Below are 25749 nucleotides of genomic sequence, written 5' to 3' on the forward strand. Positions count from 1 at the left end.
CATTTTCATGAAATAAATGGGAAAAAGATGTCAAAAATATCATTGGAAAAGGGCTTCCGAATGAATCCGGAAGCCCTTATATTATTAATGCGGTCAAATGTATTCTATTGTTCCGTCTGTTTGTTCCTGTTAATAAAATAATACACAGGAAGTCCTAAAAGCACCATTAAAAATCCCGGCCAGGTATATTGCTGCTTATAAATAAGAAGAAGTACGCAAAATCCGGTTCCTATTACAAGGTAAATTATTGGAGTTACAGGATAAAGCCATGTTTTATAAGGTCTTTCGAGTTCAGGCTTTTTAAATCTTAAATAAATAACTCCAAAAACAGTAATCATGTAGAATAAAACAATTACAAACGAAATCATATCCAGAAGATTGCCATACTGACCGCTCAGGCATAACACCGAAGCCCAGATTCCCTGCATCCACAAAGCATTTTCCGGAACTTCATTTTTATTGTTTTTTTCGGCAGATTTAAAGAACATTCCGTCTTTTGCCATAGTCTGAAACACTCTTGCTCCCGCGAGGATCAAGCCATTGTCGCAACCGAATGTAGAAACCATTACTAGAACAGCTATAATAATTGTCCCGGCACTTCCGAAAATATTCTGTGATGCAGAAACCGCAACCCTGTCATTGGCTGCAAAAGCAATACTGTCTCTGTCTAGAGCGTTCAGGTATACATAATTAACTGCAAGATAAAGAATCATCACCGCAGAAGTACCGTAGATCATTGCTTTAACGATGTTCTTCTTAGGATTCTCTACTTCACCGGAAACGAAAGTTACACTCTCCCATGCTACAGAGCTGAAAACAGAGCCTACCATAGCCGCTGCAATACCTCCGAATAGAGTCATTCCGCTGATTGGCTCCCAGCCTTCTTTAAGGAAATTACCGCTGATATCTTTTTTAAGATTGTTAAACGAATCTAAGCCGAAACTGAAATTTTCAGCCAGATGTGAAAAATCAACCAGTATAAATCCTGCTGCAATCAAGCCTACCAGGGCTATAATTTTTGATCCGGTAAATATATTCTGGAGCATCTTACCGCTCTCTACTCCTCTTGTATTGATATAAGTAAGTAAAAGAATAACGGCTATTGCCAGGATCTGTATCCATGTAATCTTGAATTCTCCACTCTGAAAAAGTGGCGCTGCGTCATTAAGTGAAGGAACAAGATAAGCTGTAAACTTGCCGAAAGCCATTGCCACCGCAGCAATAGTTCCTGTCTGTATTACTGTAAACAATCCCCATCCATAAAGAAATCCCATCTTTTTCCCGAAAATTTCCTTGAGATAAGTATATTGTCCGCCTGCTTTCGGGAACAATGCTGAAAGCTCTCCATAGCTGATTGCGGCTGCCACTGTCATCACTCCGGTAATAATCCAGACTATAATCAGCCAGAAACCGGATCCCAGGTTCCGCATCATATCTGCACTTACAATAAAAATTCCGCTTCCAATCATAGACCCCATTACCAGCATAACGGCATCCCAAAGTTTCAGTTTTTTCTGCATATTCAAGTATAGACGTCAAATATAAACAAATCTGACATTGATTTTGAAATTTGTTTAATATTTACTGCACCATCTGTTTTTTATCAAGTTTTTATCGAATTATTATTCAATTTTAATTAGTACTTTTGGAAAAAATATTAAAAATGAAATTCAAGGCTATATTATTTGCAGCAGCGGTGAGTGTTTCCACTTTAGCTTTTGCACAGGAGACATCACAGAAAAAATTCGGACCGCCTGCAGGAAATGCCATTGTGGGTGATACTTACGGAGCGGCAGTAGCTTCAGAATCTAAAGCCATCACGGTAGATAAATTGAGCAAAAAGCTTAAGAAAGACAACAAAAAAGTTGAAGGTGTTGCAGTTAAAGGAAAAGTAACTGATGTATGTGAGAAAAAAGGATGCTGGCTTACGATCCAGACTGAAGATAATTCTCAGTTTTTCGTAAAAATGAAAGATTATGCATTCTTTGTTCCAACAGCTTTAAAAGGTAAAAATGTAGTGCTGGAAGGTACTGCGGAAAGAAAAGTAACTTCAATAGACGAGCAGAAACATTATGCTGAAGATGCTAAGAAGCCTCAGGCTGAAATTGATGCTATTACAACTCCTAAAGAGGAGATCAGGTTTGTAGCCAATGGAATTAAAGTGGTAAACTAATCCTTTATAAAAATAATAATGTCCTCAAAGAGTAATACTTTTTGAGGACATTTTGTTTTATGTGTAATCTTAATTTGTAGAAAATCTCACTCGAAGTTTATCCCTATAAAATGGAGATTTGCCTTTAATCTTCTATTGTAAATTCTACAGGAGCATCCAGTTTGGGGTATTTTGAAGCGGCTACGAATTTCTTTCCTGTACAGTCTATTTCCAGCCAGCCTTTTCTTTTTTTCACATCTCCCACTTCCATTACAAATGGTACAAAAGATATTTCATCTTTGCCTTCCTCTATTACTTCACGGTACTGAACTGCCACATCAAGGATACATTCATGATCTGTATTCAGTTTTACATTTCTGTAAATAATATCATAATGGGTCTCCTGGTTTTCAGGAATTTCAAGATATTTTTCCCAGCCATCAATACTGGCATTCAGCTCACTGATTGCTTTCAGCGCATAATATAAAGCGATTGTATAATATTTTCTTGTACCCTTTCTTGTATAATCATCTGCGAAATGCCCGCCTTCAAACAAAATCGTTGGCATGCCTGATTTAATAAAATTATCACCTGTGGAAGTTGGATAAAATTCATCCGTATATCTGCCGATCTGATTAGGTATTAGTTCTTTTAAACGATCATAAACACTGCCAATTACAGCCATACATTTTTTCCTGTTATCAGTTACGGTACGCTCTATATTTTCGGAGGGAGCCAAAAAGGAAAGCGTTGCCGGATGTATCCCGTCTGTAGTAAAAATTGTTCTCTGCTCATGAAGATTGAGTGCATAATCATATTTACCTGAAGCTACAGCATTTTTAAGAAATTTAATCTCTGTGCTGGATTCGTTATGAAAATCCCGGTTCAGATCAATATCTGCGGCATTCAGTCTTGTCCATCTCTCTGATCCGTCAGGATTAAGCATAAAAATAAAATCCAGCTTTATCTTACTGAAAAGATCTTCTTTCATTTCAGGAGTTTTATTCAAAGTTTCCAGAAGATCAAGCATAGCGTGAGTGGCATTGGACTCATTTCCGTGCATCTGGGACCAGGCAAGAACATTAATAGTTCCGGTTCCTATGCTTAACTTATAAATAGGTTTATCTAAATATGATCTTCCGATCTCCTGAATATAATCGCTGAGATTGGTCTGTAGGTAAGAAAATAATTTTTCAGGAGAAATATAGCGATTTGGGAAATTAGGATTTGGAGAATAGATCTGGTCAAAATTCATTATAAATAATTTACAAGAGTCAAATTTAATGAATTTTGAGCTAAAAAAAATGATTAACATTTGTAATCTTCTTAAACATAGTCAGCTGCCATTTTGTCTGTGGATAAAATTGTTAATTGAATATAATTTAAACTTAAATTAATAACCAAATAAAAATCAATCACTTATAAATTTTATATCAATGATATTTATAAGTATACTTTAAGTGAATAAAACCTATGCTATTTATAAATAGGCATAATAAATCTAAACATTACAATTGTGGAAAACTTCAATGGAAACAGTTGTATACATATGTAAATAGACGTTTTTGAAGAGAAAATTCAAAATTATGCCCAAATTCGAAACTTAGCACGACCCATTTTTGAATTTAATGATTTATATCTGAAATCAGGAATATAATCTTGAATTTTAGTTGGCAAATATTTGAAATACTGTTGTTTATACTATTATTTACATTTGTACATTGAAGTTATTACCCTTATTAATTATAATAATCTCTTATTGGAAGCAGAAAAATTTGTTTTTATTTATCTGTATATCATATAATTACAATTTAAACATATATTCAGTAAATATGCTTAATAATACAAGATTATCAGTATAATCAAATAAAAATATATTAAGCAAAACTGCATTTACATTGTTCAACTATAAATAAATTAAAATAATTACGACTATAAAAGACTGATATATAGATAATTAATTTTAAATTTACATTTGTATCTTTATAGAAATAACTATTTATTACATTTGTAATTTGACTATGTAAATTTAATTATTTACATTTGTAACATAATTAATAACTTATTATATGAGTTTAAATGAGAGAATTTCCAAAGTTATAGAGTACTCCAATCTCAGTTCTTCAGAGTTTGCAGATGAAATCGATGTACAGCGTTCTTCCATTTCGCATATCACTTCCGGAAGGAATAAACCGTCTCTGGAATTCATTATAAAAATAAAATCCCGTTTCCCGGAAATTCTCTGGGACTGGCTGGTTACCGGTGAAGGTGAGATGCTGAAATCAGAATTACCGGAAGAGGAAACAGCTTCCGAAGTAAAGACTGAAAACGAAAAGGTAAAACCTACTCCGCTACCCGACCTGTTTACCATGATGAAAGATGATGAAGATTTTGGAACTGAAGAAGAAACTGAGCTTGTACATGAAAGCCCGCGAGAATCGTTTATACCGCCCCCATATAAGAGAAAGGAAAATTTATCCGATTCTCAGCGATTAGACCATTCTGATGAAAAATTATTAAATCAAATTGTTGATAATCAATCTAATAAGATAAAAAGGATTGTTTTATTCTACGAAAACGGAAAATTTGAAAGTTTTGAGCCTTAAACATGATTAAATTACTCAAAGGTAAATTTTTTAAATAATAAAAAAGACATTCAGTTTTTGAATGTCTTTACTGTATATTTTAATGCATACTATTTCTTTCTTCTTTCCAGTTCTTTTTTGATAAGCCCTAATTCTCTTCCGGTCTGGCCGGCTACAGAGGTGTTTTCACGGGCTCTTCTCGTAAGATATGGCACAACATCCTTTACTGGTCCATACGGGAGATATTTAGCCACATTATAGGCTTTATTTGAAAGATAGAAGGTGATATTGTCACTCATTCCGTAAAGCTGTCCAAAATACACATGCGGATTTCCGTTTTCAAGAGATTTGGATTTCATTTTATCCATCACCAACTCAGACGAAACCTCATTATGAGTCCCGAAGAATGCAGAAACTTTATCCAAATGATTCATCACGAAATCAATTCCCGCATTATAATTCTTATCTGAAGCTTCTTTATTCGGCTGAATAGGATCATCATATCCTTTTTCTTCTGCTCTCGCCCGCTCTTTTTCCATGTAGGCTCCACGAACAATTTTATATCCTATAAAATAATTCTTTTCCCTGGCTCTCTGAAGATGGGCTTCCATATATTCCAGTCTTCCGGTTCTGTACATCTGGATGGTATTCCAGACAATCGGTTTTTCCTGGTTGTATTTCTCCATCATTTCTTCACAAAGCTGGTCTGCGGAGTCCTGCATCCAAGTTTCTTCAGCATCTACCATTACTTTTTTGTCATTTTCATGGCAAAGCTTACAGACTTCATCAAATCTTCTTACCACTCTTTCCCATTCTTCTTTCTGGCTTGTAGTAAGTTCATTTCCTTTTCCTACCGCTTCATACAGATCAATTCTGCCAAAAGCAGTTGGTTTAAATACAATAAAAGGAATTGCCGGATTTCCTACAGAGAATCTGATGATATCCTTAATCTCTTTACATACAGCATCAAAGGTTTCCTCATCTTCTTTGCCTTCAATAGAATAATCGAAAATGCTTCCCACTCCTCTTTTGAAAAGCTGTTTTACCGCCTTCATACTTTCTTCACGGGTCTCACCTCCGCAGAACTGTTCAAATAAAGTACTTTTTACAATTCCGGTCACGAAAGGAAAGTTATTGTGTACCGTAAAATTAAGAATAGAAGTTCCAAGGCTGGTAAGAGCCGGCTGTTCAATCATTTTAAACATCCAGTACGCCTTTCTCAGTTGTGCATCAGACTTGTCTGCAAATGCAACTTTAGTATCGTTAAAAATGGGCATTCCTTTTTATTAAATTTAGTTTTGCAAAGGTAATAATAACCTCAGTTTATTTAAAGAAAATTTTCTAGAATTTGCTCTCAATTCCATTCAGAAGCATGGCAATAATTCCTACAAAAACCCAAAATCTTAATATATTGAGCGTGAAGAATTTACTTCTCCTGGTAGAATTAATCAATAGGTAAATGCAAAGAATCAGTACAAATAATCCTCCTGTAAAATAATAAGACATAAACCCCGATATACCTGTTTTAGTAATCAGTTTCATGGAAACACCTATGGTAATTATCAGCAGGGAAATAATGATGATCTGAGTGTTTTTATTTTTAAAATAATTAGGAATTGTTGTATATCCGAATGCTTTATCCACACTTTTTGTAAGCATATCTTTCACAATATCAATACATAAAAGAATCAGGAAAAGAAAAACAGCCATCAGCAGCACTTTCCTGGAAAAGGTTTCATAATATACCATCATTCCAAAAAAAGGATACAGCGTAAGGCTTACAAAAGTAAGGTTATTGATAATCAGCAACCGGCTCAGTTTATGGCTGTAAAACCACATAAAGAACTGATATACAATAAAAAACAGAAAAACCTTATGAGAGATCATCCATGCAACTCCGAGAGAAATTACAGTCAGGGCAAGATAAGCATATAGGAAATACTTCTGCTTGATAAAACTTTGGATCCTGGTGCGGAACGGCTTTACCACATGGTCTTTTTCCAGATCGTAAAACTGGTTGATAATTCCGCCGGCCAGAATGGTTATAACGGTGCAGAAAATGATGCCGTGTACTTTAAAGTCAAAAACAAATTTTCTGAAGGTTTCATCCTGGTTGAACAGAAAAAATGTAGAAACATATAAGGCAAATGTGAGCAGCACAGCTACAAAAAAACGGGCACCGATAAGAAAACCTACGAATTGTGAGAATCTGTAAAATATAGATTTAGAGATATAGTTTTTAGATTGGAAAGTTTCTTTTTCAGAATTCATTCCAATCTGTTTAAAATCTGTAAATCACTTCTTTTTGGAAGCCTTCAAGCATTTTTTCTGCTTTCGCATAATCTTTGGTGAAGCCCAGAATATATCCGCCGCCACCGCTTCCGCAGAGCTTCAGATAGTAAGCATTGGAATCCAACCCTTTTTTCCAGATGTTGAAAATACTTTCAGGAATCATCGGACGGAAATGTTCATACGCCCAGTGGGAAAGCTTTTTCAGATTTCTGAAGAAAGGATTCATATCTTTTTTAAGGAAAGATTCAATACATGCGTTGTTATAACGGATAAACTCTTCTTTTAACGTTTTTCTGAAACCTTCCGTTTTCATTTTTTCGAAGAAAATCTGGATCATAGGTCCGGTTTCTCCGGTTATACCGCTATCGATAAGGAAAATAGCTCCTTTTCCTTCTTCTCCTTCAGGAATAGAAACCCTGTCCAGGTTTTCTTTATTTTCGATAAGGATTGGCAGGTTCATATAGCAGATAAGAGGATCCATTCCGGAGCTTTTGCCATGGAAATAACTTTCCATTTCACCGAAAACAGCTTTCAATTTTTTAAGATTGTCTTTTGAAATTTGCTCAGGATCAAGCTTTCTTATTGCATATCTTTCAAAGATAGCCGCAACTAATGCCCCGGAACTGCCTACTCCATATCCCTGGGGAATATTGGAATCAAAGAAAAGTCCGGATGCAATATCACTTTTAAAGCTTTCAATATCCAGCTTAAAATCATCAGAAAGATCAAGCGCTGCAAGGAAATCAGAGTATTTCTGCAGATGTCTGTTTGATTTAAGTTCGAATTCAGAACTCAGATCTGAGAATTTCATGGTTCCTTTATAAAAACTATAAGGTACCACAAGCCCCTGGGAGTCTTCAATCATCCCATATTCTCCAAACAGAATTATTTTTGCATAAAATAGAGGGTTCGTCATTTTGACAATAAATCTTTTTGCAAAGTTAAAATTATTCTGCTGAATATAAGCAAAACCCGCGCCGAATTACAATGTATTTGGGTATAAAAACGGCTCTTTCTGTCTTCAGGCGTTCTCTAAATACAGAAAAAAGCCTGAAATAATCAGGCTTTTATTATTAATTCTGTAAAAAACTATTAATGTTTAATTAATTTTTTATTGATCGTTTGTTTCTCTGTTTCTATCGTTACAATATAATTTCCGGCCAAAACAGATGAGATATTAACTTCATGCTTGTTTCCTTTTAATGAAGATGCAGACATTACCAGCCTTCCTGCTTCATCATAAATTTTATAAGATTTTAAACCATCTTTAGATGAAATAATGATCATGTTTTTGGCAGGATTAGGATAGATGCTTACAATATTTTCATTTTTACCAACCTCATCAACTCCTAAAACATTACAGGAAAAAGTGGCTTTCCAGCCGTTGTCCGTAACCCCTGGATCAGATACAAACCTTACTGTAATAGCTCCGGAAGAATGGGTAGAGGTAAAAGGTCCCGGTATGGTGCTTCCTGTAAGGTTATTTCCATTTGCAAATAAAGGAGATGCCGTAGAAGGACCATTATAAACATACATAAAATCGTAATCCTGTTCCAAAGCAAATTCTGTAAAGGTCATAGTAAGTGCCCCTGAAGACGGATAGAAAGTTTTAACAATTGTTTCATCGTTTCTGTACCCTGCCGTCTGACCTCCCGTATCGGTAAACAAAGCGCCATCACACCAGGAAGCATCTGTAAGGAATACCTGAGTTCTTTGGAATGCATTGGATGCGGAACACGTAGTACCTACGGATAATTTATAATAAGTTGCAGGCTGAAGACTGTTGAAGTTAAGTGTCTGAGAACTTGTATTTCCAGATTCAACAGGAGTCTCATCCATTTTGGTAAGCTTATACTTCCATGTTGTTGAAACAGCATCTGTAAAATTTGCATTAGCTGAAACCTGTGTAATATTGGAAACATTCATCTGGGTAATGGTAGATGTACAGGCGGTGATACAGTTGGTTCCCAGACATGGCTTTGAATCAACTGTATTTCTGATCAAAGCTGCAGGCTGCGGACCAAAACCATTATTGAAACTGATTCCCACCCCTGAAACAAGGTGGCAATAGCTCATAATTGATCCTTTAACTGTTGTTGAAGGGATCGGGCCTGTACATCCTTCACTGTAGCCTGCCTGAGCTCCACAACCGTCAATTGCCGTATTATTTCCGTTCCAGGCACAGGCATGGGTATGAGGAGATCCTAAACTGTGCCCCATTTCATGCGTCATTGCCTGAATAGTCCAAGAATATACAGGAACATTTGAATAAGTCTGTGAAATACCGGAATAGGCATGTTTATAAGTTCCACATAAAGAATTCAGATAGGCAACGCTTGTAGTGGCCGGTGCATTGATAAGATGTGCCAGATCACCGTTGAATGTCTGCCTGTTAGTTCTAAAGCTGGCCAGATTAGCATTTGGAGTTCCTGAATAAGGATCCTGCGTGGTCCAGATGTAAATTTCATTCAATGCCACTTTAATATTGTCATTGCTGTAAAGAGTAGCAATATTATTGTGGATAGCTGTAAGCCAGTTGGTTGTAGTTGTTGTATTTGAATTATTATTCTGGTAAGGTTTAAAAGCAACTTCATAGTAAATTCTTACACAGTTCTCAGTCATACCTTTCTTGTTGACAGACGGATCAAATGATATATTTTTTGTCTGATTTTCCTTCATCTCATCTACTCCGCACACAAAAGGGTTTGCCCCAGTGAGTTTTGATTCCGAATAACTCACAAAATCATCAGCATTTTTTGCTTTTCCAAGCACTACATTGCCAAGTTCGGAGGTAGAAGCTACTCCCACAATATCATTATCGAAGAAACTGAAAGCTGCAACGGAGTTATCGTCACCTTTCACAATTCCCATATAATAAACTCCTGGAGTATAATTTACAATTTCCACTTTATTGGTAACCACTTTGAAATCGTTTGTAAAAATCTGATTTTTATAAAGCTCAACCGTAATCTGTCTGTCGCCATCGAAAGGAAAACTTATTTCAAGATACTCTGGTTTTTCCTGAACCAGCTTTTTCAGTTCGGCAGATTTTAAGTTCATTACTGTGATATCAGTCGCTGCTCTTTTATATTCCAAAAGCTTTTTAGAAGTCTTGTCAACTTGAAACAGATCGTACTTTTGAAAATCATTCTTCCGGATATGGGCTTCGGAAATCTTCTGTGCAACAGGTCTCAGTTTCTGGGAAAAACCAAATACAAAACATTGCAGCAGGCATAGTAGTAGAAGTTTTTTAATCATTTTCACTTAATTTGATCTGCAAATAAACAAAAAAAATCAATATTTAGTGAATAATAATTATCATTTTCTTATACTTTTTTAACAATTTATAACAAATCCTCACCAAATTCTAAATATCTTAATTTGAGACAATAAAATTATTTCTTATACTAAACAAAAAAAGCTGAATAGATCAATTCAGCTCTTCAACTATTTTTATAATATGTAATTCTTTTACTTTTTCTTCACACTATTCCCCACTCCTGTCATGGAAACATTAGGCTTACCCGCTTTAGTAGGTGACGTTTTATAAAACACCTTATTATTTCCTCCTTCCACGATAACACGCGTTACTTTATCTATGTAAACTGTGTTGTCAGTGCCGGATACCTCAAGTTTATCTACATAACCGTTAATTGTAATTACATTACTGCCACCAGAAATTTCTGCGTTTCCTCCATTTAAAGTATAGGAATTATTGTGTCCTATACCATCAATTTCAAGATGTTTATCTTTCTGAGTACTTGTTCCATACTGAGAATTAACTTTTGTAGTTTTTTGCGCATACGCTAAATTTATTCCTGCAAAAAGAATAGATAAGATCAGTGTTTTTTTCATAATAATTCATATTAATTTGATTTAAAGTTGCTGCAATTAAAATGCCAATCACCAGATTAACAAATTAGCATCTGTTAATTTTTCGAAATATGAGATTATGAAAAATGAAAGACCTATTACATAAAAAAGATGACTTAAAACTAAGCCATCTTTTATTATTCTGTTAAAAGTTTATTAGAGAGTATCCTTGTTTTTCAGCATATTCGCTTTTAAAAAGCGGATCAGAACAAGCCCTGCAGCAAAGAATACAGTCATGGAAAGTGCCGCGATACGCATGTTATTAAAATGCTCAATCAATGTAGCAAAGATAAACGTCCCGATAATGATCGCAATTTTTTCCAGTACATCATAGAAGCTGAAATAAGTAGTGTTCTCCATAGAATCTTCCGGCAGAAGCTTTGAATAGGTAGATCTGGACATAGCCTGAAGCCCTCCCATTACCAGCCCTACCACTGCAGCCACACCATAAAATTGATATTCTACCGTAGGATTTTCTTTATTCAGGAAGTATGCCCAAAGACATGCAACAATCCATAGTACAATAGCAATTGATATTACATTTTTATTTCCTATCTTCTTAGATAACCTGGAGAAAATTACCGCTCCGATAATTGCTTCGATCTGAATGACCAAAAGAGTTCCTATAAGCTTATCCTGGGCAAGGTTAATTTCACTTTTCCCAAATAAGGTGGCCATTAAGAAAATGGTCTGCATTCCCACACTGTAAAAAAAGAAGCTGGAAAGGAAAAATTTCAGATTTTTATCTTTAAATAATACGTTTCCTACTTTAAACAGTTCATGGAAGCTCTCTCTGGCAATGTCTTTATAAAAACTCAGATTATCTTTAAGAACTTCAAAGAAACCACCCTGCTCTTCATGCCTCTGGAAAATATTTTTATAATTTAAAAGTACAAGATCTTTAGGCAGTTTTTCTTTAACATCCCCGAATTGCGGCAAATGCTTAAATGTATACTGCGAGAATCCGAACCACCATGCACCGGTTAACAGAAAGCTTATTCTTGTAAATAAAAGCTGCTGTGCCGCTCCTTTGGCAAAAACCTGGATCAGTACAAGGCAGATCACTACCAGAACTACAGACCCAATGTATCCGTAAACATATCCTTTTGCAGACAGTGCATCCTGTTTATCACGCGTCGCAATATCCGGAAGAAAAGAGTTATAGAACACCAGACTTCCCCAGAACCCGACACTAGCCGTAATACTGAAAAGAAGGCCTAAGAATACGTTATGCATTCCCGTAAACATGGCAAGCCCCATACATGAAGTAGCTCCCAGATAGCAGAAAAACTGCAGAAACGACTTTTTATTCCCAATGGTATCAGCTAACGAAGACAGGAACGGAGAAAGCAGCACTACAATAAAAAACGATATGGTAAGCGAGTATCCGTATACCGCATCCGGCTGGTATTCTTTTCCGAAGATCTTTATCATATGTCTTACCGGCACATCAATCCATGATTTTGTCTCCTCCACATACTCCTTTTTTTCATAAGCAGTAGTAAGAATGGAATAATAAATGGGAAAAATGGTAGAGGTAATCACCAATGAATACACAGAATTCGCCCAGTCGTATACAGCCCAGGCTTTCATAATCCTTGGATTATTCTTTATGTTTTGAGGCTGTTGATTCTCAATTTCAGACATTTCAAATAAATATTAGTACACAAAAATAGAAAAACCATTAAGAAATTGATAAGATTTTAGAAAAATTATCGATTCCTTAATGGTAAAATATTCTTCGGGAGAATTTTACATATTTTCAATCACGATAGCAGAAGCTCCGCCACCACCGTTACAGATAGCTGCAGCACCGTATTTTGCATTATTCTGCTTCAATACGTTGATCAGCGTAACGATAATTCTGGACCCTGAACTTCCCAGTGGGTGTCCGATAGCTACTGCTCCACCGTTTACGTTTACTTTAGATGCATCCAATCCCAAGATTTTATTATTGGCTAGACCTACTACTGAGAAAGCTTCATTGAATTCAAAGAAATCAATATCTGAAAGCTCCAAACCTGCTTTTTTAAGAGCAATCGGAAGCGCTTTTGCAGGGGCAGTTGTAAAGTTTTCAGGCTCCTGGGCTGCATCCGCATAAGAAACGATTTTTGCTAAAGGTTTTAAACCTAATTCTTCCATTTTTTCTTTCGAAACAAGGATCAAAGCAGAAGCACCGTCATTTAATGTAGATGCATTGGCAGCAGTTACTGTTCCTTCTTCTTTTTTGAATACGGTAGGAAGTGTTGCGATTCTGTCAAAATTCACTGCTTTATATTCTTCATCTTCAGCGAAAATTACAGGATCTCCTTTTCTCTGAGGAATTTCCACAGGAACTACTTCTTCCGAGAATTTACCTTCGCTCCATGCTTTTGCAGATCTCTTATAAGACTCTACAGCAAAATTATCCTGATCTTCTCTTGAAATACTATAGTCTACAGCACATTTCTCTGCACATACTCCCATATGTACTTTGTTGTACACATCTGTAAGACCGTCCAACACCATTCCGTCCTGCATTTTGATATCCCCTAATTTGGTAGCAACTCTTGCATTGTAATAATGTGGAACAAGAGACATATTTTCCATACCTCCGGCAACAATTACGTCAGCATCACCTGCCTTGATAGCCTGTGCTGCCATAGTTACCGCTTTCATTCCTGAAGCACATACCTTATTTACAGTAGTAGAGGGTGTCTCAATAGACAGACCTGCACCCAGAGCCACCTGACGGGCCGGCGCCTGGCCTTCTCCTGCCTGTAAAACATTTCCCATATAAATCTCCTGAACATTTTTAGGATCAAGACCGATTTTATTTAATGCTCCCTTTACAGCAGCAGATCCCAGCTTGGTAGCAGGAACCGTTGAAAGGCTTCCCATAAAACTCCCTATAGGCGTTCTTACTGCGGAAACGATGAATACTTCTTTCATGTGTATTATTATATTTTATTTTTTAATGAAATGATGCTGTAAGGCAGCATTTATACTATTCTATTTTTTTGCTTTTATATAGATAATTTCAAACTGGTCGTTTCCAACTTTAGTTTGCATTTTCAGCAAATTATTTTGAGTTTCTACAATTTTATTATTAAAAACAGTCCCTATCTGAATAGGATCATTTTTGTCAGATTTTTCCAGAACAATCACTTTATAATTACAGTCATCCACAAAAACAAGAGTGGATTTTACATAATCTTTACCATTATTGAAATATTCGGTCTGAACATTTTCTTTAATGGTCATATACCATATTCCTTCAGGATAGTTGGCTCTGAGAAATTTTCCTTCTCTTATATTCTTACATTTCGCAGGCTGATCGGGTTTATCAAATAATATACTTTGAGATTTAGCCTGTGAAAATAACAGCATAAACAATGCTGCTGATATAATTTTTAAATGTTTCATATCTGTGTTCTTTTATTTACTTTTTTACTGCCTGAAGCAAAAATCATAAGGAAAGCTCCCAGAAATTCTACAATCCAGCCCCATTTTAGCTTTACAACTCCTGCAAAAGCTTCTCTCCAGGATTTAAATGGCAGAAAGCTGAAATAGTCCAGAGACTGCATTTTTACCGCTACAAGCGTGAATACAAATAACAGAATTAAAAGTACCCCGAAAAACCTTACTACTTTTCCATTGCCATTAACAATACCGAAAACCGCACATGCAGCTAAAATCCAGCATACAATAGCAAGATAGTGGTCCAGCTTCCAGTAGTTCCAGTTTCCTATAACAGGAACATGGACAAGAGGCAGAAAACTACCTATCACCACCAATATTAATCCTAATAACTGAATATTTTTCATATTTACTAAAGTGCCAAAATACAAAAAAAAACACACTTTTAAACAGTGTGTTTTAAAAACGGCATATCTTCATCCGGACTCTAATTAGGCTTAAAAAAAAGCTGTAAAATTTATATTTAATTCAAGAAAAATAAAAATTTATTATCAAATTAAAAATCAAGATTAGCGATTTCAATACCAATCTGAAGACCATATTTTTTCTTCAGCAAGGCACTGTTATTAAATGCGGGAGTAAAATCTTTCTGAACAAACAGATTAAGTCCCCCATAACTGATCCCGAATTTACCTCCGAAGATAAAATCGTTCACCCCATGCATAATTCTTTCTCTTTCCACAATTCTTTTGCTGTTCACATTTGAGTATTTTATATAATTCACACTTCCTAAATTCAGTCCGCCATATACTCCCATGATCAGGCTCAGCTGTTTTTTCCTGTTATCCAGGTATTTTACACCTTCATATTCTGAATATTTGGGATTTAAGACAATCCTGAAATCCAAAGGCACATAGAGATATGTAATGTTCAGTTTTGTCTTTCTTAAACTTCCCCGGTCAAAATCATCTACAAAGATGCTGTTATTTTCCTGTTTGAAAACCTTATCATATTTGGGAACGTATCTATCTGATCTCAGTCCTAAACCAATGCGGTAAAAAACTGGACTTCTGAAACCTCCCATCTGATTTTCATAACGAAGTGCAAACTGAGAGGAAGTAATGATTGTATTTCTGGTATCTGAATCACTGTTATAAAAATTGAAAGGTTCATCTTTCGAAGTAAGCCCACTTCCCATTAAGCTTACTGAAAAATCAATCGTTTTCAGGAAGAACTTTGGATCTTTTCTCTCTTTCTGCTGCCCCAGCTTTATATTTACACCTCCATGCCCGATGCTCAGTTCATTTTTAGACCGGGTGGAATCACGGTCCATAAAAACGGAATTTTTAACAATTTCTCTTGTTGCCTCTTCAAGCTCCTGCTGCTGAGTATCTACTTTTTCGTTGATTATCTGCTGATATTTCCGGGCCGTTTCTTCACGCTGTTTCTGTTTCTCCTCAATTGTGAGCTTTTTTTCATTGAAATCTTTATCTATGGCATCCAGCTCAATATTCATTTTTGATTTTTCTGATACCACGATGCTGTCGATCTTTTTTGAATACAGTTCTATTTTCTGGTTCATTTCCGGTTTTTTCTGTGCAAAACTGCAGGTAAAAGCCAATATGGCGGTCATTAAAGCGAACTTCGTTTTCATATTTTTCATTAATTTTTAGACAATATTTTTGCTCTGACCTTACTTAAGGACAGTATTTTTTATTTTTATAAGCTTTCAGATTTATTTGGAATCCAGATAAACTGTTACTCCCAAAACCGTTACATTACCTACACTCGGAGTTACTCTGTCAAAATGTATCACTCCGAATTTTCGGTTGTCTTTTTCAGATTTTATACGGGCTTTTTCAAACTCTCTTCCCGAAAGAAGCTCATCCGCATTGATATAACTTGATTTTGATCTTTGAGTTTCCGCAAGCACAGGAAGCTCGTGTTTATTAACAACTTCTGTCTTTGCCTGATGGATGGTATTATTTTCAGGCTGATTGACTACAACCTGCTGTTCCTTTTGCCCGGCAATCTCTTGTTTCTTTTCTTTTTTAGGAATAAAAGATGCATCGGGTTTTATTTTTTCATGATTTTCATTTACAATTTTCACTTTCTCATTCTGAATCTGAACAGGTTCTTCATTAGAAATAACAGACTGGTTACCAAGATCAGATTTGACAGGATTCACTGTTTTTTTCAGAACCTGATTAACCATATAATCTGTTTTTTTATAATCGAATTTACTTTTATAGCTAATATAGTAAATGAGGGTACCTACAGAAATGAATACCAATACAGCAGCAGCATATTTCCACCACTGAAAAGACGGTTTTAAGACAGAATCAGGCATCTTCTCCGATTTCTGGTCTATCCTGTCCCAAAGATCTGCCGAAGGCTTTATTTCAAGCTTTTCGTAATCAGATTTTAATTGTTTCAGTATTTCTTTTTTCATTTTCTTTTGCTTTTAAAAATTCTGCAAGCCATTTTTTTGCTTTGCTCAGCTGGCTTTTGCTTGTACCTTCTGAAATATTCAGAATTTCTGCAATTTCCTGATGCTTTTTTTCTTCAAAGACATATAAGTTGAAAATCAACCTGTATCCTGCCGGCATCTGTGAAAATATTTCCTCGATATTAAGCTGTTCCAGTCCTTCATCCAGATCTTCATCAGAATAGTCGTCTGCAATTTCTATATCTGCATAAAGAATGTTCCTGTTCTTTCTGACAAAGCTGATAGAATCATTCACAACAATTTTTCTCAGCCAGAACGGAAAGCTTTTCCAGTCTCTGCACTCATCCAGTTTAGTGAAACATTTCATAAATGCACTGATGAGGATATCTTCGGCATCATGAAGGTTATTCGTATAAGAATTTGATATGGCAAGCATTTTAGCTGAAAACATCTCATAAAGAGCTTTCTGGGCCATCCGGTCCTGCTTTTTAGCCAGTAAAAAATTCTTTTCGAGATTCTCCATGTATCAGTTTCTATCTATAAGACGGAATTTGTTGCAAAAGGTTGCCTGAAAATAAAAAAAATTGCACTTTTTTTCAAAAGTGCAATTTAATATTTTAATAATCAGTGGAATAAATTAATGCTTTACTGAAGAAACTTCTTCCGGGTTATGTTTATGTCTGAATAAAACCGCAAAGAAAATGGCAAGAATCAATGCATAAATAGCAAATGAAAGCCATATGTTCTGCCAGTCTTTCACCATTACCACAGATGAAAGCGTTCCATCGGCATTCACAGCCGAATTGAAACTGTTTTTAAGGATCTCCAGGAAAGTAGGGTTATCAGCTGTTGTATCCAGATAAGCAGACAGGTCTGAAGCATTAGTAAATTTGTGTGTGAAAAACTTATCAATAGCCCAGCCGGCAATATAACTTCCGAAAAGAGCCCCAAAGCCGTTGGTCATCATCATAAATAATCCCTGAGCAGATGATCTTATCTTTTTATCGGTAGTAGTTTCTACGAAAAGTGAACCTGAAATATTGAAGAAATCAAATGCCATTCCGTATACGATACATGAAAAAACAATCAATGAAAGTCCGAATCCGTCAGGAACTCCATAAGCAAAGAATCCGAACCTGAGTACCCAGGCCAGCATGGACATCAGCATTACTTTTTTAATTCCGAATTTTTTCAGGAAAAAAGGGATTGCCAAAATAAATAGGGTTTCTGAAACCTGTGAAATCGACATAATAATTGTAGATCTCTGGACTACAAAAGAATCAGCGTATTTAGGAAAATGTGAAAATTCACTTAAAAATACATCTCCATAGGCATTCGTCAATTGAAGTGCTGCTCCCAATAACATTGAGAACAAAAAGAATAATGCCATTTTATAGCTTCCGAAAAGCTTAAATGCATTCAGACCTAGCTGTTCAGATAACGGAGCATTTTTATCAATCAGCCTCTGCGGCGGACATTTTGGTAATGTCAACGCATAGATTCCCAAAAATACAGCAATAGCCCCACCAATATAAAACTGTCCTTCCGTTGCTTTATTTCCTGTAAGATTGGTTATCCACATAGCTACAATAAATCCTATAGTTCCCCATACACGGATCGGAGGAAAATCTTTTACTACATCCAGATTACTATTTTTGAGTATCGTGTAGGAAATAGAATTTGCAAGGGCAATGGTCGGCATATAAAAGCACATAGCCAGAAGCATCAGCCAGAAGAAAGAGTCAGGATCTGCAGAATGAGGCAGAACAAAAAGTATAGCCCCATAAAGGACATGCAGTACAGCGTAGATACGTTCAGCATTGATCCAGCGGTCGGCAATGATCCCGGTAATGGTCGGCATAAAAATGGAAGCTATTCCCATCGTTCCGAAAACGGCTCCGAACTGGGTTCCATCCCAGTGTTTTGTCCCGAACCAAAAATTAGCCATCGTAATCAGCCAGGCTCCCCAGACAAAAAACTGAAGAAAGCTGAGAATGGTAAGTCGTAATTTTAAATTCATAGTTTAGTATAAAGTGTCTTTTTAATCAATTGTTCTTTTCCTCCTTTTAATTTCTTCCTGAATTTCCAGAGCGGTATCAAAATCTTCTTCTTTTACAGCTTCATCAAGTAATTTCTGAAGCTCTTCCATAGATACTGCCTTTAGGTTATCTTCAGACTGTACGGTTTCGGAGAACGGCTGTTCTTCCTTTGAAACATCTTCCAGTTCAAGAAGAATTCCGGCTTCATTAAGAACCTGCTGTGTAGTGAAAATAGGAGCATCAAATCTTACTGCCATTGCTACTGCATCAGAAGTTCTTGCATCAAGGATAAGTTCTTCGTTGTTAGCTTTATTTTTGAAATTGATATTAGAGAAAAATACACCGTCTACAATCTGGTAAATAATTACTGAAACCAATTCGTAATGGGCAGAAACTATAAATTTTGTGAATAAATCATGAGTAAGCGGACGGGGTGGATGGATGTCTTTTTCAAGTCCCAGCGAAATAGACTGAGCCTCGAAATTTCCTATAACAACAGGTAATTTTATATGTGTTTCTTCATGTTCCAATAACAAAGCGTAAGCTCCCGATTGGGTCTGGCTGTACGATATTCCGCGAATAATTAGCTGCTTATAATCCATAGCTACAAATATAGATTAATTTTTTATTGTGATTTTAGTTTTTACGCAAAAATAAAAGCCCGGAAAGGCCCGAACTTTTATTTTATAAGTGAATTTAAATCGTGAATTACTTCCTGTCAATTTTAAAATCTCTACTGACCGGCGAAGCAAAATCCACTATTGACTTTTTATCCTTTTATTGCTTTTATTTTCTCAGTTAATGCAGGAATAATCTGGAATGCATCTCCCACTACCCCGTAATCCGCAGACTTGAAGAATGGTGCTTCAGCATCATTATTGATTACCACAATCGTTTTAGAAGAGTTTACTCCAGCCAAATGCTGAATAGCTCCGGAAATACCCACTGCAATATAAAGGTTAGGTGAAATAGCCTTCCCTGTTTGTCCTACGTGCTCTGTGTGAGGTCTCCATCCTATATCAGAAACCGGCTTGGAACATGCTGTAGCAGCACCAAGAACATTAGCCAGTTCTTCAATCATTCCCCAGTTTTCAGGACCTTTCATTCCTCTTCCTGCAGACACAACAACTTCAGCTTCTTTAAGATCCAGTTTTCCTGAACTCTGCTCGTGAGAAATTACTTTCGTATCTTCATTAGCTACTGATAGGTTTTTAACTTCTTCTGAACCTGATACCACACTTTCTTTTACTCCGAAAGCATTTTGAGAAACAGTAACAATTACACCGTTTCCTTCTGCTTTTGCATGCATGAACCCTTTTCCTGAGAATGCTTTTCTTTTCACCTGGAACGGAGAAAGACTTTCAGGAGCTTCCAGAACATTGGTAATTAAAGAATAGTTCTTCATTACGGCAAGCATTGGAGCAACGGAAGAAGCGTCTGTTGTGTGAGGGAATACAATAATATTTCCGTTTACCACTTCATTCACAGCCTGAGCAAATGCTTTTGCCGAGAAGTTCTTAAGACCTTCATCTTTGATATTAATAACATTTGATGCTCCATATTTGTATAATAAATCTGAAGAATCTGTAGGGTTTACGGAGATTGCCGTAACGGTATCTCCCGCCTGGTCTGCCACTGCCTTAGCATAAGAAACTGCTTCCAAAGCTGCTTTTTTGTAAACTCCGTTTATATTTTCTGCGTATACGAATACTGCCATTTTTTTAAATTTAAAAATTAAAAGATTGAAAAATTAAAAGATTAAGATTAAGGACTCAGACCGGCTTTTTCAACTTCCGGCTTCTGGTTTCCTTCTTTCCTCTTTTTAGATTACTTTAGCTTCTTCGTGAAGTAATCTTACCAATTCATCCAAATTATCAGGAGAAACCATTTTCACAGCGGCTCTTGGCGGTACACTGTCATAAGTTACTCCCTGAACTTTCACTTCAGAAGAAGCCGGCTCTACAACCTGTAAAGGCTTCGTTCTTGCAGACATAATTCCTCTCATATTCGGGATGATAAGTTCTTTTTCATCTACCAACCCTTTTTGTCCTGCAATTATGGCAGGTAATTTTACTGATATAGTTTCTTTTCCGCCTTCAATTTCTCTTACGGCAGTAGCTTCGCTTCCATTCACCTCTAAACCTACAGATGCATTCACAAAGGGCTGATTCAATAATTGAGCAACCATTCCTGGTACAGAACCTCCGTTGTAATCGATGGACTCTTTTCCGCAAAGGATAAGATCATATCCTCCGTTTTGAGCTACAGCAGCAATTTCTTTTGCTGTAGAATAGCTGTCTTTAGGATCAAGGTTTACTCTCACAGCGTCATTAGCCCCAATAGCTAATGCTTTTCTTACTACCGGTTCTGTAGCAGCATCTCCTACATTGATTACTGTTACAGTTGCACCCTGAGTTTCCTGAAGTTTAACCGCTTTTGTCAACGCAAATTCATCTAAAGGATTAATGACCCACTGAATTCCATTTTTGTCGAAAGCAGATTTATCTGCCGTAAAGTTAATTTTGGAAGTAGTATCCGGAACACTACTGATACAAACTAATATTTTCATGTGTACTATTTTATTTTTTCCCTTTTGCGCATAAAAACCTTAGTGTTTTATGCTGAGATTTTGTTATATTTTACTGTTGCTAATATAATTAAAAAATATATTATGCATGCATAATACTTATTTTTTTACTATTCAATACATTAAATGCATTAATCAGGCAGGTTTTGTTGCCCTGAACTCTATCTTGCTTGGCAAAACACGGGGATTCATCTTTAAAATATCAAGCACCAGATTCCCCATATCTTCAGGCTGAATCTTCCAGCTGTCTTTTTCAGAAGGAATATTTCCGTTAAAATTTGTAGCTACTGAACCAGGCATAATGACGGTAGATTTGATGTTATACTTTCTGAGATCAATCATTGCTGCCTGGGTGAATCCCACTACTCCGAATTTGGAGGCATTGTAACCTGTTCCGTTTTCAAAGAAATTGGCACCTGCTAAGCTTGAAACCGTAATATAGTAACCTTCTGTTTTCTTTAATTCTTCTATTGAAGCTTTTAATGTATGAAAAACGCCTGTGAGGTTGGTTTCTATCATATCATTCCATTCCTGGGCTGTGAGTTCATCAACAGGTTTGAATATTCCCAGCCCTGCATTGGCAATTACAAAATCCAGTCTTCCGAACTTTCCAATGGTATATTTTACAGCTTCTTCTTCACTTTGCAGGTTTCTCACATCAGAAACAATCCCAAGAACGTTTTCCGAATATTGCCTGAGATCTTCTTCCGCTTTCTCTACGTCATCTCTTTTACGCCCCGAAAATGCTACTGAAATACCATTTTCCAATAATATTCTGGCTATTCCAAAACCTATTCCTTTGGTTCCTCCTGTTATATAAGCTACTTTATTTTCTGGCATACTGTTTAATTTTAATTCCCTAAAATAACAAAAACGCTCCAATTGGAGCGTTTTATATGTACTAAGATTTATCAGTTATCTTTTGACAATTCTTTCCGTTATTTTTCCGTTAGGTGTTTCAATATTCAGAATATATACTCCGGCTGGTAATTTTCTTAAATCAACTTTATTATCTGCAACAGGTGCATCCAGTTTTTTACCGCCAAAATCATAGACTGCTATTGAGCTTATTTTATCTTTTGATTCTACCACAACAAAATCGGAAGTTGGGTTAGGATACATTTTGTAATCTATCTTCTTTGTAACTTCAGATGTACCCAATACACCACTTACAACCTGAATTCCATCAAAGTAAGCTGAGCTGTTGTAGTTATCATTGGTAATCGCAATATTTCCTACCATAGTGCCTCCTGCAACTACACCGGTATAAATTAACGTTCCGTTTTGATAATACTTCGCCTCATTATTTGTAAAATCCAATTGTATCTTATAGGTATTCCATACATTTCTGGTAAAATTTGTGCCCGTATCAATGTAAGCAAGCTGAAGGGTCAACGGATCCATATCAATCACTTGAATGTTATTCTCAAAATCGAACCTCATTCTTGCATTAATTGTACTTTGGGCAGGTGATTGCGGGGAAAAAAAGAAATCACATTCATCTCCTACCGGAGTCGATGGCGTAAAATAGGCATTGAAATAAACAGTTACAATGGGTCCATTTACCGTTACAGTAGGGCTGATAGCACCCGCAGAGGCATGGTTGGTACCATTATTACCTGTAATTTTCAAAGATTGTGTCCCTGGCTTCGCCTGTTCAGCAGAAACCACTGCACTATGTGCAGCAGCTGTACCTCCCCAGCCTCCTTGTCCAGCAACATTACCGGCATTAAATCCCTGAGATGTTTCAAAGCTGTAATTCATTTGGGCATTACCCAGAAAAAAACTAAATAATGCAGCAGATAGTAAAATTCTCTTCATGATATTATTTTTCATTTTGATTAGTCTAGTAAATATAGAACTTTTATTCTAATCCAAAAACACATTTATAAAAAATAACAGAATAAATAAAAATATTATTATAAATAATTAAAATACACTATTCATATCGTTTTTTTTTAAAGAAAATGAAATACAAATCATTTCTCTAAATAAAGGATTTTTGGAAAATATTTTAACTAAAAAACATGCAAAAAACAAAAATATCCACTAATTTATCGAAAATTATAAATATTTGAAAAACAGATATTTAAGAACACCTATCCTATAATTTAATAAACTGTTCAGAAAAACTACAGGCCGGATTATAGTATTACATTATTTTACAGGCAAAAATAAAGCGCTCCGGTATAGGAACGCTTTATAAAATATCTTTACAGAGTATTATTTTTTTGAATAATTCCCGAAGAAAAGTGGGATACTCTCAATTCCTTTATAGAAATTAAACAGACCGTAATGCTCATTTGGTGAGTGAATTGCATCAGAATCCAATCCAAAGCCCATTAACACAGACTTGGCTCCCAATACTTTTTCAAACATAGCTGTAATCGGAATACTTCCGCCACTTCTGTAAGGAAGCACTTCTTTACCAAATGCCGTTTCCATAGCCTGTTTGGCAGCCAGGAACTCCTTGGTATCGCTTGGTAAAACATATGGCATTCCTCCGTGGTGAGGGGTTACTTTTACTTTAACGTTCTCAGGAGCAATCTTTTCAAAATATTTTGTGAATTTTTCTGTGATTTCTTCAGGAGTCTGATAAGGAACCAGACGCATTGAGATTTTAGCAGAAGCTTTGGAAGGAATCACTGTTTTAGCACCTTCTCCCGTATAACCTCCCCAAATACCATTACAGTCTAAAGTAGGGCGTATAGAGGTTCTTTCAAGCGTTGTATAGCTCTTTTCACCTTCCACTCCATTGAGGCCGATAGATTTTTTAAATTCTTCCGGGTTATCCTTCAATTTGTTCATATCGGCTCTTTCAGCATCTGATACCGTTTCTACATTATCGTAGAATCCATCGATAGTAATGTGCCCGTCTTCATCAATCAGTTTGGCAATCATTCTGGAAAGTACATGAATCGGATTTGGGACTGCTCCTCCGTAAAGCCCTGAATGCAGGTCTCTGTTTGGCCCTTCCACTTCAACTTCTACATAGCTCAACCCTCTTAAGCCTGTAGTTACAGTAGGCTGTTCATTGCTGTAGATATGGGTGTCAGAGATCAGGATGCAGTCACAAGACAGCTTTTCTTTATTTTCATTAACGAAATCGCCTAAACTTACAGATCCTACTTCTTCTTCACCTTCCAGGATAAATTTTACGTTGCAAGGAAGAGTATTAGTTTTCATCATCGCTTCAAAAGCTTTCACGTGCATGAAAAACTGTCCTTTATCATCCGCGGAACCTCTGGCAAAGATTGCTCCTTCCGGGTGAAGTTCTGTTTTTTCAATGTACGGTTCAAAAGGCGGCTTTCTCCACAATTCCAGGGGATCTGCAGGCTGTACGTCATAATGTCCGTATACAAGCACTGTAGGAAGGCTTTTATCTAATAGCTTTTCTCCAAAAACGATTGGGTAGCCGTTTGTTTTGCATACTTCAACATTGTCTGCTCCTGCATTTCTAAGATGTTCTGCACATACATCCGCACATTTCAATACGTCATTTTTATAAGCTGGATCTGCAGAAATAGAAGGGATTCTCAATAACTCAAATAATTCATCCACGAAACGCTGTTTGTTTTCGTTAATGTAATTTAATGTCTCTTGCATTGTAAAAATTTATTTTGCTAAAAATAAAAAAAATGCCCTGCTTGAGCAAGACATTCATATACTTTATTGTATTTAAATTATTTTGTAAATCTTACAGACATTTTTCTGTCAGATGCTCTTTCTGCATCAGATGCTTTTGCGTCTACTTTTGCAAACTGGCTTCCGTATCCTTCTGCTGAAACAATCTGTCCACCGGCACCTAAAGCGGTAAGCTGAGCTTTAATAAAGTTTGCTCTGTCCTGAGATAATTTTACATTCTTGGCTTCGTCTCCTGTTTTATCAGTATAACCACCGATTTTAATTTTTGCATCAGGGTAAGCTTTCAAAATTTTAGCCAGGTTATCCAACTGTCCCTGAGAACCGGCTTCCAATTGATTGGCAGAACCTATTTTGAAGTTTACATTATCAAAGTCATACCATACATTTTTCAATCCGTCTTCTGTTGCAGAAGCATACTGTCCGGACTTCAGGTATTTAATCATGCTATCTTCCATCCCGTTAGCAAAACCTTTTAAAGCAACTCCATTTAAATCAATAGAAACCTGAGATTTTTTCTCAGCATGTTCAGAACCATGTCCTGCAGCAGCTTCATGACCGTGTGCTTCGCCCCCAATCTGTGCATCGTCAGAGTATCTTTCTACTCCTTCTTCCAACTTCAGAGTATTCTTGTTTCCTCCTGCCTGGATCTTTTTACAGCTTACGGCTACTGTTGCAACAGCTAAACATATAATTAATTTTTTCATATGCAAAATTTATTTTTTTAATGT

At 36.2% G+C, this 25749-nt stretch carries 24 protein-coding genes; 2 read left to right on the forward strand and 22 right to left on the reverse strand.

All coding sequences use genetic code 11. The annotated features are described in order from the left end of the window. Positions 1-104: 104 nt before the first annotated feature. Complete coding sequence (locus tag HNP36_RS06165) at positions 105-1520, reverse strand: APC family permease (RefSeq protein ID WP_184159360.1); 1416 nt, start codon at positions 1518-1520, stop codon at positions 105-107. A gap of 143 nt (positions 1521-1663) precedes the next feature. On the opposite strand from HNP36_RS06165, the gene HNP36_RS06170 reads away from it, so the two are divergent. Continuing rightward, entirely contained in the window at positions 1664-2173 is a 510-nt protein-coding gene (locus HNP36_RS06170) for a DUF4920 domain-containing protein (RefSeq protein WP_184159358.1), read from the forward strand. Between the two features lie 124 nt (positions 2174-2297). Here the strand turns inward: HNP36_RS06170 and HNP36_RS06175 are convergent, their stop codons facing one another. After that, positions 2298-3407: a M14 family zinc carboxypeptidase gene (locus HNP36_RS06175; RefSeq protein ID WP_184159356.1), complete on the reverse strand. Its 1110-nt coding sequence runs from the start codon at positions 3405-3407 to the stop codon at positions 2298-2300. 814 nt (positions 3408-4221) lie between these two features. Between HNP36_RS06175 and HNP36_RS06180 the strand changes: the two genes are divergently transcribed. Then, the gene (locus tag HNP36_RS06180; RefSeq protein ID WP_184159354.1) at positions 4222-4758 is read left to right on the forward strand and encodes a helix-turn-helix domain-containing protein; all 537 of its coding nucleotides are present in this window, start codon (positions 4222-4224) and stop codon (positions 4756-4758) included. 89 nt (positions 4759-4847) lie between these two features. Here HNP36_RS06180 and HNP36_RS06185 read toward each other — a convergent pair whose 3' ends face one another. From HNP36_RS06185 to HNP36_RS06280, 20 genes are all read right to left on the reverse strand, one after another. Beyond that, the gene (locus HNP36_RS06185) at positions 4848-6014 is read right to left on the reverse strand and encodes a proline dehydrogenase family protein (RefSeq protein ID WP_184159352.1); all 1167 of its coding nucleotides are present in this window, start codon (positions 6012-6014) and stop codon (positions 4848-4850) included. A gap of 64 nt (positions 6015-6078) precedes the next feature. After that, complete coding sequence (locus tag HNP36_RS06190) at positions 6079-7008, reverse strand: UbiA family prenyltransferase (RefSeq protein ID WP_184159350.1); 930 nt, start codon at positions 7006-7008, stop codon at positions 6079-6081. A gap of 10 nt (positions 7009-7018) precedes the next feature. Continuing rightward, positions 7019-7945 carry a mevalonate kinase gene (locus tag HNP36_RS06195; protein WP_184159348.1) on the reverse strand — a complete coding sequence of 309 codons (927 nt, stop codon included), beginning with the start codon at positions 7943-7945 and terminating at the stop codon, positions 7019-7021. Positions 7946-8121: 176 nt separating this feature from the next. Continuing rightward, on the reverse strand, positions 8122-10287 hold the full coding sequence (locus HNP36_RS06200; RefSeq protein ID WP_184159346.1) for a T9SS type A sorting domain-containing protein: 2166 nt from the start codon (positions 10285-10287) through the stop codon (positions 8122-8124). A gap of 213 nt (positions 10288-10500) precedes the next feature. After that, complete coding sequence (locus HNP36_RS06205; protein WP_184159343.1) at positions 10501-10884, reverse strand: DUF3060 domain-containing protein; 384 nt, start codon at positions 10882-10884, stop codon at positions 10501-10503. A gap of 174 nt (positions 10885-11058) precedes the next feature. After that, the gene (locus HNP36_RS06210; protein WP_184159341.1) at positions 11059-12549 is read right to left on the reverse strand and encodes an MFS transporter; all 1491 of its coding nucleotides are present in this window, start codon (positions 12547-12549) and stop codon (positions 11059-11061) included. Between the two features lie 105 nt (positions 12550-12654). Beyond that, positions 12655-13833 (reverse strand): acetyl-CoA C-acyltransferase, encoded by a 1179-nt coding sequence (locus tag HNP36_RS06215; protein ID WP_184159339.1) that lies wholly within the window; start codon positions 13831-13833, stop codon positions 12655-12657. Positions 13834-13893: 60 nt separating this feature from the next. Beyond that, complete coding sequence (locus HNP36_RS06220) at positions 13894-14307, reverse strand: hypothetical protein (protein ID WP_184159337.1); 414 nt, start codon at positions 14305-14307, stop codon at positions 13894-13896. Continuing rightward, complete coding sequence (locus HNP36_RS06225; RefSeq protein WP_184159335.1) at positions 14304-14708, reverse strand: hypothetical protein; 405 nt, start codon at positions 14706-14708, stop codon at positions 14304-14306. Before HNP36_RS06225 ends, HNP36_RS06220 begins: the two co-directional genes overlap by 4 nt. A 149-nt stretch (positions 14709-14857) precedes the next feature. Next, positions 14858-15955: a hypothetical protein gene (locus HNP36_RS06230; RefSeq protein ID WP_184159334.1), complete on the reverse strand. Its 1098-nt coding sequence runs from the start codon at positions 15953-15955 to the stop codon at positions 14858-14860. Positions 15956-16036: 81 nt separating this feature from the next. Further along, a complete protein-coding gene (locus tag HNP36_RS06235; protein WP_184159332.1) occupies positions 16037-16753 on the reverse strand; it encodes a hypothetical protein in 717 nt (238 codons plus the stop codon). Next, entirely contained in the window at positions 16719-17273 is a 555-nt protein-coding gene (locus HNP36_RS06240) for an RNA polymerase sigma factor (protein WP_184159330.1), read from the reverse strand. Before HNP36_RS06240 ends, HNP36_RS06235 begins: the two co-directional genes overlap by 35 nt. A gap of 114 nt (positions 17274-17387) precedes the next feature. Next, positions 17388-18770, reverse strand: coding sequence for a nucleoside permease (locus tag HNP36_RS06245; protein WP_184159328.1), 1383 nt, complete (start codon positions 18768-18770; stop codon positions 17388-17390). Between the two features lie 21 nt (positions 18771-18791). Further along, positions 18792-19391: a bifunctional nuclease family protein gene (locus tag HNP36_RS06250; protein WP_184159326.1), complete on the reverse strand. Its 600-nt coding sequence runs from the start codon at positions 19389-19391 to the stop codon at positions 18792-18794. Positions 19392-19558: 167 nt separating this feature from the next. Next, the gene (locus HNP36_RS06255; protein ID WP_184159324.1) at positions 19559-20506 is read right to left on the reverse strand and encodes an electron transfer flavoprotein subunit alpha/FixB family protein; all 948 of its coding nucleotides are present in this window, start codon (positions 20504-20506) and stop codon (positions 19559-19561) included. Between the two features lie 105 nt (positions 20507-20611). Next, on the reverse strand, positions 20612-21358 hold the full coding sequence (locus HNP36_RS06260; protein WP_184159322.1) for an electron transfer flavoprotein subunit beta/FixA family protein: 747 nt from the start codon (positions 21356-21358) through the stop codon (positions 20612-20614). Positions 21359-21511: 153 nt separating this feature from the next. Next, positions 21512-22216 carry an SDR family oxidoreductase gene (locus tag HNP36_RS06265; protein ID WP_184159320.1) on the reverse strand — a complete coding sequence of 235 codons (705 nt, stop codon included), beginning with the start codon at positions 22214-22216 and terminating at the stop codon, positions 21512-21514. A gap of 75 nt (positions 22217-22291) precedes the next feature. Beyond that, complete coding sequence (locus HNP36_RS06270) at positions 22292-23197, reverse strand: T9SS type A sorting domain-containing protein (protein WP_184159318.1); 906 nt, start codon at positions 23195-23197, stop codon at positions 22292-22294. 402 nt (positions 23198-23599) lie between these two features. Continuing rightward, positions 23600-24982, reverse strand: a complete 1383-nt coding sequence (locus tag HNP36_RS06275; RefSeq protein WP_184159316.1) for a dipeptidase — start codon at positions 24980-24982, stop codon at positions 23600-23602. A 77-nt stretch (positions 24983-25059) separates the two neighbouring features. Continuing rightward, positions 25060-25725: an OmpA family protein gene (locus tag HNP36_RS06280; RefSeq protein ID WP_184159314.1), complete on the reverse strand. Its 666-nt coding sequence runs from the start codon at positions 25723-25725 to the stop codon at positions 25060-25062. Between the last annotated feature and the right edge of the window lie 24 nt (positions 25726-25749).

The organism is Chryseobacterium shigense (assembly GCF_014207845.1).
Lineage (GTDB): Bacteria > Bacteroidota > Bacteroidia > Flavobacteriales > Weeksellaceae > Chryseobacterium > Chryseobacterium shigense_A.

What these genes read in the sequence shown, in the direction of transcription:
- HNP36_RS06195 (WP_184159348.1), bottom strand. Translation starts at nt 7,945, where the DNA reads ATGACGAACCCTCTATTTTATGCAAAAATAATTCTGTTTGGAGAATAT.
- HNP36_RS06245 (WP_184159328.1), bottom strand. Translation starts at nt 18,770, where the DNA reads ATGAATTTAAAATTACGACTTACCATTCTCAGCTTTCTTCAGTTTTTT.
- HNP36_RS06215 (WP_184159339.1), bottom strand. Translation starts at nt 13,833, where the DNA reads ATGAAAGAAGTATTCATCGTTTCCGCAGTAAGAACGCCTATAGGGAGT.
- HNP36_RS06240 (WP_184159330.1), bottom strand. Translation starts at nt 17,273, where the DNA reads ATGGAGAATCTCGAAAAGAATTTTTTACTGGCTAAAAAGCAGGACCGG.
- HNP36_RS06200 (WP_184159346.1), bottom strand. Translation starts at nt 10,287, where the DNA reads ATGATTAAAAAACTTCTACTACTATGCCTGCTGCAATGTTTTGTATTT.
- HNP36_RS06190 (WP_184159350.1), bottom strand. Translation starts at nt 7,008, where the DNA reads ATGAATTCTGAAAAAGAAACTTTCCAATCTAAAAACTATATCTCTAAA.
- HNP36_RS06255 (WP_184159324.1), bottom strand. Translation starts at nt 20,506, where the DNA reads ATGGCAGTATTCGTATACGCAGAAAATATAAACGGAGTTTACAAAAAA.
- HNP36_RS06275 (WP_184159316.1), bottom strand. Translation starts at nt 24,982, where the DNA reads ATGCAAGAGACATTAAATTACATTAACGAAAACAAACAGCGTTTCGTG.
- HNP36_RS06170 (WP_184159358.1), top strand. Translation starts at nt 1,664, where the DNA reads ATGAAATTCAAGGCTATATTATTTGCAGCAGCGGTGAGTGTTTCCACT.
- HNP36_RS06235 (WP_184159332.1), bottom strand. Translation starts at nt 16,753, where the DNA reads ATGAAAAAAGAAATACTGAAACAATTAAAATCTGATTACGAAAAGCTT.
- HNP36_RS06260 (WP_184159322.1), bottom strand. Translation starts at nt 21,358, where the DNA reads ATGAAAATATTAGTTTGTATCAGTAGTGTTCCGGATACTACTTCCAAA.
- HNP36_RS06270 (WP_184159318.1), bottom strand. Translation starts at nt 23,197, where the DNA reads ATGAAGAGAATTTTACTATCTGCTGCATTATTTAGTTTTTTTCTGGGT.
- HNP36_RS06175 (WP_184159356.1), bottom strand. Translation starts at nt 3,407, where the DNA reads ATGAATTTTGACCAGATCTATTCTCCAAATCCTAATTTCCCAAATCGC.
- HNP36_RS06265 (WP_184159320.1), bottom strand. Translation starts at nt 22,216, where the DNA reads ATGCCAGAAAATAAAGTAGCTTATATAACAGGAGGAACCAAAGGAATA.
- HNP36_RS06230 (WP_184159334.1), bottom strand. Translation starts at nt 15,955, where the DNA reads ATGAAAACGAAGTTCGCTTTAATGACCGCCATATTGGCTTTTACCTGC.
- HNP36_RS06250 (WP_184159326.1), bottom strand. Translation starts at nt 19,391, where the DNA reads ATGGATTATAAGCAGCTAATTATTCGCGGAATATCGTACAGCCAGACC.
- HNP36_RS06165 (WP_184159360.1), bottom strand. Translation starts at nt 1,520, where the DNA reads ATGCAGAAAAAACTGAAACTTTGGGATGCCGTTATGCTGGTAATGGGG.
- HNP36_RS06185 (WP_184159352.1), bottom strand. Translation starts at nt 6,014, where the DNA reads ATGCCCATTTTTAACGATACTAAAGTTGCATTTGCAGACAAGTCTGAT.
- HNP36_RS06180 (WP_184159354.1), top strand. Translation starts at nt 4,222, where the DNA reads ATGAGTTTAAATGAGAGAATTTCCAAAGTTATAGAGTACTCCAATCTC.
- HNP36_RS06280 (WP_184159314.1), bottom strand. Translation starts at nt 25,725, where the DNA reads ATGAAAAAATTAATTATATGTTTAGCTGTTGCAACAGTAGCCGTAAGC.
- HNP36_RS06210 (WP_184159341.1), bottom strand. Translation starts at nt 12,549, where the DNA reads ATGTCTGAAATTGAGAATCAACAGCCTCAAAACATAAAGAATAATCCA.
- HNP36_RS06225 (WP_184159335.1), bottom strand. Translation starts at nt 14,708, where the DNA reads ATGAAAAATATTCAGTTATTAGGATTAATATTGGTGGTGATAGGTAGT.
- HNP36_RS06220 (WP_184159337.1), bottom strand. Translation starts at nt 14,307, where the DNA reads ATGAAACATTTAAAAATTATATCAGCAGCATTGTTTATGCTGTTATTT.
- HNP36_RS06205 (WP_184159343.1), bottom strand. Translation starts at nt 10,884, where the DNA reads ATGAAAAAAACACTGATCTTATCTATTCTTTTTGCAGGAATAAATTTA.